This is a genomic window from Rhodococcus sp. BP-261 (genome assembly GCF_019835205.1).
In the GTDB taxonomy this organism is placed as follows: domain Bacteria; phylum Actinomycetota; class Actinomycetes; order Mycobacteriales; family Mycobacteriaceae; genus Rhodococcoides; species Rhodococcoides kyotonensis_B.
On record NZ_JABUCO010000003.1, the window covers coordinates 100,265 to 116,202 of the forward strand.

A 15,938-nucleotide genomic window follows, 5' to 3' on the forward strand; every position below is an offset into this window, starting at 1 on the left:
CGAACGGTTGTGTGGACTACAGTTCGGACTCGGACCCGCTCCCATCGACGGGCTGACTGCAGGAGTGCCATGTCCGAGGGTCGATCCCTTACCCCGCACGTAACCGTCGTCATCCCTACGAGGAACCCCATCCAATTGCTCGACGAGCAGTTGAACGGACTCGCAAAGCAGAATTATCCGGGAGCCTTCGACGTCGTGGTCTCGGACAACGGAGGCAGCGCGGACATGGCCGACCACGTCTCGAGCCATCCGCTGAAAGATGCGTTGACGCTGACCTACGTGGATTCGTCCGACAGTTCCGGGGCGGCCCATGCCCGTAACCGAGGCGTCGAGGCCGCGACGGGCGACTTCCTGGCGTTCTGCGACGCGGACGACGTCGTACACCCCACATGGCTCGGTGAATTGGTGACCCTGGCGCAGCAGCACGATCTCGTGGGTACCGCCGTCGAGACGACCAGCCTGAATTCAGCGCGTGCCCTGTCCTGGACACCGACCACTCGGCCGGAGCGTCAGGGCAAATCCCCGTTCCTACCCTTCGCCATCGGCGCGAGCCTCGGCTGTTGGACGTCCGTCTACCGCGATCTGGGCGGTATGGACAACCGCTATTCGACCAGCCAGGACGTCGAGTTCAGCTGGCGAGCGCAGCTGGCCGGGTACTCGCTGGGTTTCAGCAACGAGCAACTGGTGGCCTATCGCCTCCGCGACGAGTTCAAGCCGCTGATCCGCCAGTCGTACCGACTCGGTTACGGCTTCGCGAAGCTACAAGGTGACTACCGCGACCGAGGCTGCCCGCCGGTGAAGGTCAGGCGGGTTCTGTACTGGTGGACGTTGCTGCTGTTGGGCAATCCGCTGGTTCCGAGGTTCGTCGTACGCGTCTCGCGAGGCCAGTGGGTCAGAGCGGTCGCCGCGCACACGGGCGAAGTGCGCGGCGGAATAAGGTACCGCACATTCGGGTGGTAGCAAGTTGATTTCTCCAACGTTTGCCGCAATCCTGGTGGGCGACCCCGACGAATCCCCACAAGGGCAACACAGGGAACGCAAAGGAGAAACTGTTGAGTTTTCGCGGTACGGCCCGTTTTCGCAGGACCTACTCGCTACTCGCATCGTTGCTGCTTCTCCTCGGCGCCGGAGCACTGGTGACCGCGCCGAGCGCGGCCGCAAGTCCTCCACCGTTCGTCGACCAGATGGGTGTGCCTCCTGCGGGCTCGAACGATTGGTCGTGCACACCGTCACCTGAGCACCCTCGTCCGGTGGTTCTGATTCACGGCACCGACACCGACATGCAGGAGAGCTGGCCGACGCTGTCTCCCGAGCTGGCATCGCAGGGCTACTGCGTCTTCGCGCTCAACTACGGCGCGATGCCGGTCATGTGGGACCACAGCAGACTCGTCTGGGGCATCGACGACATCACGAAGTCCGCCGCGGAGCTCGACCGGTTCGTCGATTCGGTTCTGACCAGCACCGGCGCATCCCAGGTCGATCTCATCGGTCACTCGCAGGGCGGAACTCTCGCGCGCCAGTACCTGAAGTTCAACGGCGGCGCCGACGCGGCCGACCCGGCTCGGAACAAGGTGCATCGCGTCATCACCCTCGGCGCCACGAATCACGGCACCAATTTCGCCGGTCTGCAGCAGCTCTACCTCGTCGGGGTTTCCCTCGGGCTACCGCGTGACGTGACGTCGCAGCTCATCTTCGGTGTGGCAGGCACTCAGCAGCTCATCGGTTCGCCGCTCCTCAAGCAGCTCAACGCAGGCAGCGAGGTCATGCCAGGTGTCGAATACACCGTCATCGCCACGCGCCACGACGCCGTCGTGACTCCTCCCGAGCGCACGTTCCTCGACGACGGCGGCAGCGGGCAGGTCACCAACGAATGGGTTCAGGACGTCTGCCCGGCGAACCAGGCGTCGCACATGGGACTGACGCGTGATCCCGACGTCGCCCACATGATCAGCACTGCCCTTGACCCCAGTTACGCCGAGACACACCCGCTGGTGTGTGCGGCGCCCGCTGAGTAGCCCAGGGACGGGCGGCGTCGGTCTCGATCACCGCATCCAGGTCGAGAATGTCGGGGTCCAATTCCGTCGCCGACGGCGCGAACAGATGCGTCACCCACAGCTGCTCGACGGTGTCCGCGACGCTACCGCCCGGCACCCCGACAGCGATCGAGGCGCCTGTCACGGACGCGGCGAGAACAGCGAATGCGTCCCACGCACGCGCGGCGGCGGACTCGTCCACGACGAGGATTCGAGACTCGTACGTCAGCTTCCAGGTATCCACCGCCGCGAGCGCTCGTGTCGCAACGTCGCCGTGGGTCAGTACGGTCTCGCCCAGCTCGTCGACGACGATCATCGCCGCGTCGTCGGCCAGCAGCGTGCGAGTTCGTGACGCGTAATCGACCGGCCTGCTCGACTGCCCGGCGATCGAGTCGGCGGTGACCGGATCCTCGAGAGCAATCGAGCCGCGTCGGGTGTCGGCGCCTGCGTGAACGACGAGCGTGTCCGCCGAGTCGGCGGGCCCTACGACGAGCGCAGCGCCCGCGGACCACACCGCCCACGCCGCGGTGACGGAAGCGATCGACATCGGCAGGTCGACGGCGACGCGGTCTCCCGGCCCGATTCCGCGCGCGACGAGGTATCGCGCCAGACGGGCTGCGCCTGCGGCGATCTCGGCGTAGCTCACCTCGGTCTCGTGGGTGACGACGGCGGGAGCGTCGGGTTCGGAATCGACGGCAGCCTCGATCGTCTGCGGGAGCAGACGGACGTTCCGACGCGGCGCGACGGCGGGTGCGTCGACGGCCGGCTCTGTCCGCTCGGCCTCGGTGCGCACGTCGATGTCGCCGACGACGGTGTCCGGTGACTCGGTCAGGACGCGCAGTACCCGCGTCAGCCGTTCCGCGAGGCTACGAACGGTGACGTGGTCGTAGACGTCCGTGGCGTAGACGATCGAGCAGGTGAGAGCGCTGGTGCCGTCCTCCCCTACGCCGTCGGAGAACACGAACTGCAGGTCGTAATTGGCCGTCTGGGTGCCCGAGGCGAGGCCCGAGATCGACAGTCCCGGCAGATCGAGCCACGAGGTTCCGTGATTCTGCAGTGCGACGACGACCTGGAAGAACGGTGTCCTCGATTCCGAGCGCGGTGGGTCGAGCAGTTCGACGATGCGCTCGAACGGCACGTCCGCGTGGGCGAAGGCGTCGAGATCGACCTCCCGTGCGCCCGTCAGGACGTCCGACACCGTGGCGTCGGCCGCGACGTCCGTACGCAGCACGAGCGTGTTCACGAACATGCCGACCACGTCGTCGAGTGCCGATTCGCCGCGCCCGGCCACCGGGGTGCCCACCGCGATGTCGTCGTTCCCCGACAGCCGTGCGAGCAGTACCGCGACGGCAGTGTGCAATGCCATGAACAACGTCGCGTTGTGGCTGCGCACCACCTCGTCGAGCGCGGTCAGCAAGGCCTTGCCGATCGCGAACTCATGGGTGGCACCGATACCCGTCGGTGCCCCCACACGCACCCGATCCGGCGTCGGACCGTCCTGCTCGGCAAGGCCGGCCAACGCGCTGCGCCAGAACGATTCCTGGGTCGCCACGATCGACGCCGGGTCGTCGGCGTCGCCGAGAACGTCCCGATGCCACAGCACGTAGTCGGCGTATTGCACGGTGAGAGGCGCCCATTCGGGTACGCGCCCTACCGCACGTGCCGCGTACGCAGCCATGAGGTCGCGTGTGAGTGGCCCCATCGAGAACCCGTCGGCCGCGATGTGATGGACGACGAGTACCAGGATGCGCTCGCTGCCGGACATCTCGAGCACACGCACGAGCAGCGGCACCGACGATGCGACGTCGAACGGGTGATCCACCAGCTGTCGCACACGATCCGCCGCGTCATCGGCGTCGACATGTTCGCGCCCGACGAGCGACAGGACGTCCGCGACGGGCAGTACTTCCTGAGTGCCGATGCCGTCGACGTCCGGGTACCGCGTCCGCAACGTTTCGTGACGAGCGATGACGTCGGTGATCGCAGACATCAGCGCGTCGACGTCGAGATCTCCGCTCATCCGAAGTGCCAGGGAGATGTTGTAGGCGGCCGACGTCGGATCCAGTCTGTTGGCCAGCCACATTCGACGCTGAGCGAGCGACAACGGGATGGTGTCCGGTCGCGTGCGTGCACCGAGCGCTGGCCGATCGTCGTCGCCGACGGCCGTCTCGAGTCTGGCCGCGAGCTCGGCGACCGTGGACGCCTCGAACAGGGTGCGCACGTCGACGCGTGAGTCCAGCGCCGCACCGAGCCTCGACACGACGCGGGTCGCGATCAGCGAGTTGCCGCCCAGGGCGAAGAAATCGTCGTCGGCTCCGACGCGCTGCCGCCCGAGGACGTCCGCGAAGACGTCGGCCACGACTTCCTCGATCGGATTCGACGGTGCCCGGAAGGCGGTTTCGACGAGAACCGGCGCGGGCAGCGCCGACCGATCCAGCTTTCCGTTGACTGTCAGTGGTATCGATTCCACCGCGACGAACGCCGACGGCACCATGTAGTCCGGCACCCAGGTGCCGACGCCTCGACGAAGATTCTCCGGTTCCAGCTCCTCGTTCTCGCCGAGCACGACGTAGGCGACGAGCTGCACACCGGCCGGTGAGTCCTCACGCAGGACGACGGCCACCGACGCCACCGACGGCTGCGCCGCGACCGCCGCTTCGACCTCGCCGATCTCGATTCGGAATCCCCGCACCTTGACCTGATCGTCGGTACGTCCGAGATACTCGAGCTCGCCGGTCGACTCCGCCCGACGCCATCGAGCCCGGTCACCGGTTCGGTAGAGCACTCCGCCGTCACCGTCGAACGGGTCCGCGACGAAGCGCGTCGCCGTCAGCCCGGAGCGCCCGACGTACCCACGTGCGGCCTGTCCACCCGAGACGTAGAGCTCGCCCGCGACGCCGATCGGCACCGGACGCAACCGTCGGTCCAGGACGTACATGCGCAGCCCGGGAATCGGTACCCCGATCATCGACGCCGACCGCGTGTCGTGCGCGGTGATCCGGCGGATCGACACGTGCACCGTGGTCTCGGTGATGCCGTACATGTTGATCAGCGCGGGCCCGACGCGTCCGTCGGCGTCCTCGGTGCCGTCTCCGTGGCGCTCGATCCAGTTCTGCAGGCGACGCGGTTCGAGCGCCTCGCCGCCGAACACGATGTAGCGCAGTGCAAGTGGGACCGCGGGCAGGACCCGATCGACCTCGGCGAGTTGGTGGAACGCGGACGGCGTCTGATTCAGGACGGTGACCTTCTCGGTGGCCAGCAGCTCACGGAAGGCTTCCGGGGAACGGGACGTGAAGTAGTCGACGACGACGAGCGTGCCGCCGTGCAGCAACGGTCCCCACATCTCCCACACGGAGAAGTCGAACGCGTAGGAATGGAACATGGTCCACACGTCGTTCTCGTCGAACCGGAACGCCGCGGATGTCCCGGCGAACAGCCGCAGCACGTTGTCGTGCGTGACGACGACGCCTTTCGGTCGTCCCGTGGAACCCGACGTGTAGATGACGTAGGCGGTGTTGCCCGACGACACCGGCACCCGCACCTCGCCCCGGACGGCTCCGTCGGTCTCCGGTGTCGATTCCGACGGATCGATCACCGGCAACGTTCCGAAGTCGAGATCGTCACCGGATGCGACGACGGCGACGGGCCGGGCGTCGTCGAGTATGAAATCGATGCGTTCCCTCGGGTACGACGGGTCGACCGGCAGGTATCCCGCTCCGGACGTCACGACGGCGAGAAGCGCGACGACCAGATCGATCGATCGCGGAAGTGCCACTGCCACCAGTGTTTCCGGTCGTGCGCCCGCAGCTTTCAGACGACGTGCGAGTACATGCACTCGGTGGAGAAGTTCGGCGTACGAGCAGGATTCGTCGCCGTGACGAACCGCAACGCGGTCCGGACAGCGCGTCGCCGCCGTTTCGAACGCCTCGGCCAGCGTCGCCGAGACCGGTAGCTCCTCCGATCCCGAGATGCTCCAACGGTTCACGATGATGTCGAGCTCGTCGGGCGGGGTGAGGTCGACGTCACCGACCACAGTGTCCGGCTTCTCGACGAATGCGGTGAGCAGCCGCACGAAAGCCGAGGCCCAGCCCCGAACCGTCACGTCGTCGAAAAGGTCCGTCGCATAGGTGAATTCGACAGCCCATCCGTCGACGTCGCCGCCCGAATCATACGCGTCGGCAACGGTCACCTGCAGGTCGAACTTGGCTGCGATGGCATCGAACTCCATGCCGCTGACGGTCAGATTCGGCAACTCCAGCCGAGTGGTCGCCAGATTCTGGAACGTCAGCATCACCTGGAACAGCGGGTGCCGTCCGCGCGAACGATTCGGATCGAGAACTTCGACGAGCTTCTCGAACGGTATGTCCGCGTGAGCGAATGCCGACAGGTCGTTCTCGCGCACCTCGTCGAGCACGTCCTCGAAGGATGCGCCCGTGTCGACGCGGGTCCGCAGGACGAGTGTGTTGACGAACATGCCGATCATGTCGTCGAGTTCGGAGTCGCCGCGTCCGGCGACCGGTGTGCCGACGGCAATGTCGTCCGACGCGGACAACCGTGCCGACAGCACGGCGAGCGCGGAATGCACGACCATGAACGGCGTCGCGCCTGCAGCATGCGCGACGTCGGTGACTCGGCGACGTACCTCGGCGTCGATCGACACCGTCACCACTGCGCCCGTGTGCGATTCGGTCGTGGGGCGCGGGCGATCGGCCGGGAGTTCGATCTCGTCGGGAAGGTCGGCGAGTTGGCGTGTCCAGTAGTCGATCTGGGTCGACGTGATCGACGACGGGTCGTCTTCCGAGCCGAGCACTTCGCGTTGCCACAATGCGTAGTCGGCGTACTGGATCGCCGGACGTTCCCACCCGGGATCCTGCCCGATCACCCGTGCCGCGTAGGCGCGCACGAGATCCCGGGTCAGGGGCCCGATCGAATAGCCGTCCACCGAGATGTGGTGGGCGACGACGACGAGCACATGCATCGTCGGCGATTCGCGGAACAGCGTCGCTCGGACGGGAACGGCCGCAGTGATGTCGAACGGTGCGCCGACCAGCTCGAGGACCCGAGCGGAGACCGTCGCGGAATCGATGTCCTCCATGTGCAGCACGACGGAACTGTCCGACACCGGCTCGATGACCTGGTACCCGACCCCGGCGATGTCGGGGTACACCGTGCGCAGTATGTCGTGCCGAGCGGTCACGTCGTGGAACGCCGAGGTGAACGCATCGACGTCGAGTTCTCCGGCGAGCCGAATCGTCACCGGTACGTTGTGGGCGGCGGACTCGGGGTCGAGTCGACCCAGAAACCACATGCGTTGCTGCGCAAGCGACAACGGGACGGGTGCGTGTACGTCTCGTCGCACGTGAACGGGTACGCGGTGCGCCGGTTCGGTGTGCATTTCGATGCGCGCGGCGAGAGCTTCGACGCCGGGAGATTCGAAGACCGATCTGAGCGAGACGTCCGCGTTCAGCGCCGAGGACAACCGCGCGACGACGCGCGTCGCCGTCAGCGAATTGCCGCCCAGCGAGAAGAAGTCGTCGTCCAGACCCACCTGCTCGGCGCCGAGCAGGTCGGCGAACGTCGCCGCGACGACTTCCTCGATCGGCGTGGACGGCGGTCGGAAGGCCTTGACCTCGAAGATCGGTCGCGGAAGCGCACGTCGATCCAGTTTGCCGGTCGGACCGACCGGCAGCGTCTCGACGACCATCACCGACGTGGGCACCATGTAGTCGGGCACCCCGCGGGTCGCCGTACGACGCACCTCGACCGGGTCCACGACACGTCCTGGATTCGGGACGACGTACGCGACGAGGATGTCACCGACAGTGGCGTCCGTGCGCAGTACCACGACGGCTTGGCCGACGCCGTCGTGCGCGAGCACCGCCGCTTCGATCTCGCCCAGTTCGATGCGCTGGCCACGGAGCTTGACCTGGAAATCGCGTCGGCCGAAGTATTCGAGTTCGCCGTGCGGATTCCACCGTGCGAGATCGCCGGTGCGGTACATCCGAGAACCCTTGGCGGAGAACGGATCGGCGACGAATCGATCGGCGCTGAGCTCCGGGCGTCCGACGTAGCCTCGCGCCAACTGCACTCCGGCGACGTACAGTTCGCCGACCACTCCCGGTGGCACCGGGTGCAATCGACCGTCGAGCACGAAGCATCGGGTGTTCGACACGGGCCGTCCGATGGGCACGGCCACGACGTCGGACGGCACGAACTCGTGATACGTCACGTCGACCGCGGTCTCGGTCGGGCCGTACAGATTGACCACACGAGTCGACGGCAGTAGCTCCCGTGCGGTTCCCGCCGTGGCCGCCGGAAGCGCCTCACCGGATGCGAACACCCAGCGTAGCGACGTGACGGCGTCGACGGCAGGTCCGGCGAGAAACACCGCAAGCATCGACGGAACGAAATGCGCGACGGTGACCGACTCTTCGGCGAACAATCCAGCCAGGTAGGCCGGGTCGCGATGGCCGTCGGGCCTTGCGACGACGAGTTCGGCTCCGATCTGCAGCGGCCAGAACAATTCCCACACCGACACGTCGAATGTCACCGGCGTCTTCTGCACCACGACATCGTCGACGCGAAGCCGGTACTCGGCCTGCATCCAGGACAATCGATTCACGATCGCACGATGGTCGACGACGACGCCCTTCGGTCGCCCGGTCGATCCGGACGTGAACAAGACGTAGGCGGGATGGCGCGGTCGCAGCGGCGCAGTCCGTTCCTCGTCCGTCACCGGTGCACCGGACATGCCGCTCAGGTCGACGGTATCGACGTCGACGCGCCGGATCCCCGGCGGGACGACGTCGTTCGAGGCCGCCAACACCACGGACACGCTCGCGGCGCCCAGTACGTAGTCGACTCGATCGGCCGGCTGGGTCGAATCCACGGGAACGTACGCACCTCCCGCCGTCACCACTGCGTAGATCGCGACCAGCATGTCGATCGAACGCGGAAGAGTCACTGCGACAGCGGATTCCGGTCCGACACCCTCTCCGATCAGAACGCGGGCGAGCTGGTTCACCCGAGAACCGAACTGCGCGTAACTGATCGACTCGCCCGAACAGGTGAGCGCAACGGCGTCCGGCGTCGCCTGCACCCGCTCGGAGAACCGGTCGAGGAGCAATTCGTCAGCCGACGCCACGTCGGTGGCGTTCCATTCCCGCAGGACCAACTGCTGCTCATGGTCGTCGACGACGTCGATGTCACCGACGATCGTCGACGGGTCGTTCACGATGGTCCGAAGAATCTGCAGGAACCGCCGTGCCATGCGCACCACTGTCGGTTCGTCGAACAGGTCGGTGAGGTACAGGAACTGTGCCAACATGCCGATCGGCTCACCCGACGCGTCGAACTCCTCCGACATCGTCAGGTACAGATCGAATTTGGCGAGCCCCGTCTCGAGTTCGACGCCTGCCGCACTGAGGCCGGGAAGTTCGACGGTGGTGCGCTCGAGGTTCTGGAATGCGAGCATCACCTGGAACAGCGGTTGGCGCGCCGTCGATCGAGGTGGGTCCAGAATCTCGACCAGCCTCTCGAACGGAATGTCGGCGTGTGCGAAGGCGTCGAGATCGACGTCGCGGACGGAACTCAACAGGTCGGAGATCGCCATGCCCGACGGCACGGCGGTGCGCAGCACGAGCGTGTTGACGAACATGCCGATCACGTCGTCCAGCGCCCGCTCACCGCGTCCGGCGATGGGAGTGCCGATCGCGATGTCGTCACTTCCCGACAACCGCGCGAGCGTGATCGCGAACGCAGCGTGCACGATCATGAACGGCGTGCATCCGACCTCGAGCCCGAGGGCGACGATCGATCTGTGCAGCGCCGCGTCGATGCCGAAGGCGTGGATGCCTCCATACTCGGTCAGAGTGACCGGACGTGGGCGATCGGTCGGTAGGTCGAGCTGTTCGGGGATCCCGTCGAGAGCCCGCTTCCAGAACGCGATCTGCGTACTCATGATGGAGTTCGGATCCGATTCGTCACCGAGCATGTCTCGTTGCCACACAGCGTAATCCGCATACTGGACCGACAGGTTCTGCCACTGCGGCGCTCGACCACCGATGCGCGCGGCATAGGCCGTCACGATGTCCCGCATCAACGGTCCCATCGAGAAGCCGTCGGCGGCGATGTGATGCACGACAACAGCGAGAATGTCCTCGGTCTCGCTCATCCGGTACAGGTGGGCACGGAACGGCGGTTCGTTCGCCAGGTCGAACCCGCGGACGACGAGCAGCCGGATGTCCTGCAGCGCATCCGCTTCGGTGCACTCGGCCACGCCGAGCGTGAACTCCGACGACGACAGCGGAAGCACCACCTGATGACCGACGCCGTCGACGTCGGGATAGACGGTGCGCAACGACTCGTGGCGTCCGCGCACGTCGTCGATCGCCGACCCGAGTGCATCCGCATCGATTCCACCGCGGAGCCTGACGACGATGGGAATGTTGTAGGCCGCGGAGTTCGGATCGAACCTGTCGAGGAACCACATGCGTTGCTGCGCAAGGGACAACGGAACGCGACGCGGTCGTCGACCGGCACGAAGCGGCACTCGACCGCCGCTTCCGACGCTGCCATGCAGGAGTGCCGCCAGGCCCTCGACCGTGGAGACGTCGAAGATGGCTCTGACCGGCACCTGGGCATCGAGGGCAGCACCGAGCCGGGACACCACCTGCGTCGCGACCAACGAATTGCCGCCGAGCGCGAAGAAGTCGTCGTCCAGACCCACGCGCGGTACACCGAGTATCTCCTCGAACACGCGAGCGACCGCGACCTCGGTGTCCGTCGTCGGTTCGCGGAATTGCCGGACCTCGAACACGGGATTCGGCAACGCCTTTCGGTCGAGCTTGCCCGACGGCCCGAGCGGCAACTCGTCGAGCACCAGGATCACCGCGGGGACCATGTACTCCGGTACCGACCGGCCCGCCGACGCGCGCAGCGCATCGACGTCGATCGAACGATCCACTGCTGCAACGACATACCCGACCAACCGATCGCCGCGGACCTGGACGACGGCCTGCGCAACAGCGTCGTCGGTCAACAGCGCCGACTCGATCTCCCCCAACTCGATACGCAGACCACGCAACTTCACCTGGAAATCACTACGACCGATGTACTCGAGTTCGCCCGACGCAGTCCAGCGCACCAGGTCCCCGGTCCGATACAACCGACCACCGACATCGAACGGATCCGCCACGAACCGATCCGCCGACAAATCCGGACGACCGTAATACCCGCGCGCCAACTGCACACCCGCGAGGTAGAGCTCACCCACCATGCCCACCGACACCGCACGCAGCCGGCCATCGAGCACATGAACCCGCGTGTTGAACACCGGCCGCCCGATCGGCACCACAGCCGAATCCGACGCCGTGTACTCGTGGAACGTCACATCCACCGCAGCCTCGGTCGGACCATACAAATTCACCAACCGAGCCGACGGCAACACCCCCGCGAACGACCGCGCCGTCGCCACCGGCAACGCCTCACCCGAGGCGAACACCCACCGCAGGCCCGACGCCTCGGCTGCCGACGGCTCCCCCGCGAACACCGCCAACATCGACGGCACGAAATGCGCCACCGACACCCGCTCATCCCGCATCAACGACGCCAGATACACCGGATCCCGATGACCATCCGGCCGCGCGATCACCAACCGCGCACCGACCTGCAACGGCCAGAACAACTCCCACACCGACACATCGAACGTCACCGGCGTCTTCTGCACGACGACATCGGAATCGGTCAGCGCGTACTCCGCCTGCATCCACACCAGACGATTCACGATCGCCGCATGCGAAATCGCCACACCCTTCGGCCGACCCGTCGACCCCGAAGTGAACAACACATACGCCACATTCGACGCCGCCAACGGCGACACCCGATCCACATCCGACACCGAACCACCGGCAAACCCACCGAGCTCCACACGATCCAACTCGACGACATCCACGCCATCAGCGGCGAAGCCATCCCGCGACGACGACAACGCCACCGTCACCTGCGCCGTCTCCAGAATGTAAGCCACCCGCTCGCCAGGCTGATCCGGATCCACCGGCACATACCCCGCACCAGCCTTGATCACGCCATACAAACCGACCATCAAATCCAACGACCGACGCATCGCCACAGCCACCAACGACTCCGGACCCACACCCCGCGAAATCAAGTATCTGGCAACCCGATTCGCCCGAGCATCGAACTCCGCGTACGACAGCGACTCACCCTCGAACACCAACGCCACCGCATCCGGCGACGCCGCGACCTGCGCATCGAACAACGACACCAACGTCGCCGCCGAATCCACCACGCGTGCAGTGTCGTTCACCCCGGCCAACAACACCCGCTCGGTATCGTCGACAAGATCGATGTCACCGACCCGCACCGTCGCGTCGGATGCCACTGCAGCAAGTATCCGCACGAATCGGCGACCGATCAGTTCGACGGTCGACGCGTCGAAGATGTCAGTCGCGTACGTGATGCCGATCGACAGGCCGGTGCTCTGCTCGACCACGGTGCTGCGCTCGAGAACGGAGAACTCGAGGTCGACTTTGGCTGTCGCGACGTCGGTTTCGAGCGCACGCGCGGTGAGACCGTCGAGCTGCAGGTCGATGTCACCGACGTCACCGAAGGTCAGCATCACCTGGTACAGCGGATGTCGTGACGTCTCCCGCGGCGGGTCCACCAGTTCCACGACGCGTTCGAACGGCACATCCGCGTGCGTGAACGCGGCGAGATCCACTTCGCGTGCATGCCCCACGAGTTCACCGAAGTGCGACACCCCGTCGACCTGGGTCCGCAGGACCAGAGTGTTGACGAACATGCCGATGACGTCGTCGAGAACGGCCTCGCCGCGACCGGCCACCGGCGTTCCGATCGCGATGTCGCCGGTGCCGGACAGCCGTGCCAGCAGGACTGCCAACGCCGCGTGCACCACCATGAACACGGTGACTCCGTGCTCGCGGGCGATCGACACGAGCCCGGCGTGAGTCGCCGCGTCGACCATCATCGTGTGCCGCGCGCCGGCTCCGGAAGGAATCGGCGGATGACGCCGATCCGTCGGCAACTGCAGCTGGTCGGTTCGTTCGGCAAGCGTGTCGATCCAGTAGCGCTCCTGGACCGCAATCGGCGACGCGGGCTCCTCCGACAGCCCGAGTACCTCTCGTTGCCACAGCGTGTAGTCCGCGTACTGCACCGGCAGAGGCTGCCACCCGGGTGCGTGACCGGCGCTACGCGCCGCGTAGGCCTCCATGATGTCGCGTGTCAGCGGAATCATCGAGAACCCGTCCGCCGCAATGTGATGCACGGCCACGACGAGTACGTGCTCGCGTGCGTCGATCTGCAACAGTCGAACTCGCAACGGCGGGGCGGCGGTGATGTCGAAGGGTTCGGTCACCGCAGTCACGATGTGACGTCGGAGGTCGGCGACGTCGACCGACGATGCATGCCAATCGATGTCGATGTCCGAGGCTGCGTGGACAAGCTGGTATCCGATGCCGTCCTGCTCGGGATAGGTCGTCCGGAGTGACGCATGCCGTCTGATCACGTCACCGACCGCGTTCTCGAGTGCCCATTCGCGAAGGTCTCCGCTGAGCCGTAGAGCGACCGAGATGGTGTTCACGGACGACCCTGGATCGAGACGATTCAGAAACCACATGCGTTGCTGCGCCAACGACAGCGGTATCCGCTCCGGCCATGTGCGCGAAGAGAGAATCGATTCGGGCGACCGACCTGCTGGTTCGGCGTCGTCGATCAGGCGAGCCCACTCGGCCACCGTCGACGCGTCGAAGAATTCTCGAACTCCGATCCGGACTCCGAACCGACTGTTCAGCCGCGCAACGACCCGCGTGGCACTGAGGGAATTGCCACCGAGTGCGAAGTAGTCGTCGGTGCGTCCGACTCGACGCACGCCGAGAATCTCCGAGAACACCGCGGCGACAGCACTTTCGGTATCGCCGACGGGTTCTGCGAATTCTTCACGTTGTTCCGACGGTTCCGGCAAGGCCGCGCGGTCGAGCTTTCCCGACGTCCCGACGGGCATCCGGTACAGAACCACCAGCTGCGACGGCACCATGTACGCCGGCAGCGTGCGTCGCAGTTCCGCCCGTAGCGCGTCGACGTCGAAGTCCGATTCTGCTCGACGAGACGGCACCACGTACCCGACGAGTCGATCACCACGAACGACGGCAGCGCTGTCCGCGACGTAGTCGTGCGCCTGCAGAACGGCTTCGATCTCTCCGAGCTCGATACGGAGCCCTCGGAGCTTGACCTGAAAGTCGGTCCGACCGAGATAGATCAATTCGCCGCCCGCGGCTCGTCTGACGAGGTCGCCGGTCCGGTACATCCTCTCGCCCGGACGGAACGGATCGGCGACGAATCGCTCGGCTGTTCTCGCGGGCGCGGACAGATAGCCACGCGCGAGTTGCACTCCGGCGATGTACAACTCGCCGACGACGTCAGGCGGTACATGGCCGAGCCCGGCGTCGAGGACGTACAGTTCGGTGTCGTCGACTGCCGTGCCGATAGGCACGACCACGTCGTCGGCGTCGGTCACCTCGTGGTGCGTGACGTCGACGGCTGCTTCCGTCGGGCCGTACAGATTGTGCAGTGCTGCAGCATGTTCGACGCGGAATCGAGCCGCAGTCGCGGCCGGTAGCTCCTCGCCCGACGCGAACACGTAGCGCAGCGTCGGCAATTCACTCGTCGTCGGCGCGTCGACGAAGGCCGCGAGCATGGACGGCACGAAGTGCACGACCGTCACGCTCGATCGACGAACGATATCGGCGAGATGGTCCGGATCCCCGTGCGCCCCCGGGTCTGCTAGCACCAGACGGGCGCCCACCTGCAGCGGCCAGAAGAACTCCCACACCGACACGTCGAACGTGAATGGCGTCTTCTGCAGGACGACGTCGTCCTCGGTGAGTACGTAGCGGCGTTGACGCCAGGCGATATTGGCCAGAATCGCCCGGTGTGACACGGCGACGCCCTTGGGGCGGCCGGTGGATCCGGACGTGAACAGCACGTAGGCCAAGTCGTCGGGACTAACCTGCCCCGCCATGCCGTCGTCGTCTCGGTCGACGTCGATGTCGATGTCGATGTCGTCGATCGTCAGCGTCTCGGCCTGCAGTCCGGGGGCGATCCTGCTGTCGGTCAGCACGACGACCGGTGTGGCCACCGACAGCACGTACGCGAGTCGGTCGACCGGATGGTCGGGGTCGAGTGGAACGTAGGCCGCGCCGGTCTTCAGGATCGCGTACATGCCGACGACGAGATCGACGGATCGGTGGAGGGCCAGTCCGACGGTGGTGTCGGCCCGCGCACCGTGGGCACGGAGCGTCTGCGCGACAACGGTTGCCCGACGGTTCAGCTCGGCGTAGGTGAGTGCGTCTGCGCGATGCTCGACGGCAATACGGTCCGGAGTGAGTGCGACGCGTGCTTCGAATGCCTCGATCAGTGTCCGCGGCCTGTCGTTCGGTTGCGGCGCCGGATCGAGACCGAGAACGTCGGCCGCCGTCTCGAGCAACGCATCCACTGCACGCTCGAGCGCGCCGCCATCGGTCGACGCACTGTCGGGAGCCAGCGCGGACAAGACCAGAGGTACGAGTGATTCGGGTCCGAGGACGCCGCCCATGGCCTCGTCGAGAGCACGCAACTCGGAGTCGACGCGGGCGAGCGTAGGACTGACGTCGCCCAATGTCACGGCCGTGCGATCGGGTGCGACCTGCGCCGCGCGCGCGATCAGTGACGGGACGTCGCTGATCGACAGCACACCGGCAGGTGGTCGATCGTCAGCCACGCGGCAGTCCTCTCATCCCCATTCTCGACGGCAACGAACAGACGATGTGCCGAGACCGGTTCGGGCTGTACGTCGATGCTGAGCTATCGGATGGTGCGCCGTCGGGCGAC

Annotated in this window: 3 protein-coding genes; 2 read left to right on the forward strand and 1 reads right to left on the reverse strand. The window is 66.0% G+C overall.

The window, feature by feature from the left end; all coding sequences use genetic code 11:
* Positions 1-69: 69 nt before the first annotated feature.
* Together HQ354_RS04725 and HQ354_RS04730 are read left to right on the forward strand one after the other, a co-directional pair.
* A complete protein-coding gene (locus HQ354_RS04725) occupies positions 70-960 on the forward strand; it encodes a glycosyltransferase family 2 protein (protein ID WP_084424125.1) in 891 nt (296 codons plus the stop codon).
* A gap of 92 nt (positions 961-1,052) precedes the next feature.
* Positions 1,053-2,015, forward strand: a complete 963-nt coding sequence (locus HQ354_RS04730) for a triacylglycerol lipase (protein ID WP_243636920.1) — start codon at positions 1,053-1,055, stop codon at positions 2,013-2,015.
* Here the strand turns inward: HQ354_RS04730 and HQ354_RS04735 are convergent.
* Positions 1,948-15,828, reverse strand: a complete 13,881-nt coding sequence (locus HQ354_RS04735; RefSeq protein ID WP_222634258.1) for a non-ribosomal peptide synthetase — start codon at positions 15,826-15,828, stop codon at positions 1,948-1,950. The two genes, HQ354_RS04730 and HQ354_RS04735, sit on opposite strands and share 68 nt — an antisense overlap.
* Positions 15,829-15,938: the final 110 nt, after the last annotated feature.

Excerpts from the sequence above, each read along its gene's own strand:
- HQ354_RS04725 (WP_084424125.1), top strand. The coding sequence starts at position 70 with ATGTCCGAGGGTCGATCCCTTACCCCGCACGTAACCGTCGTCATCCCT.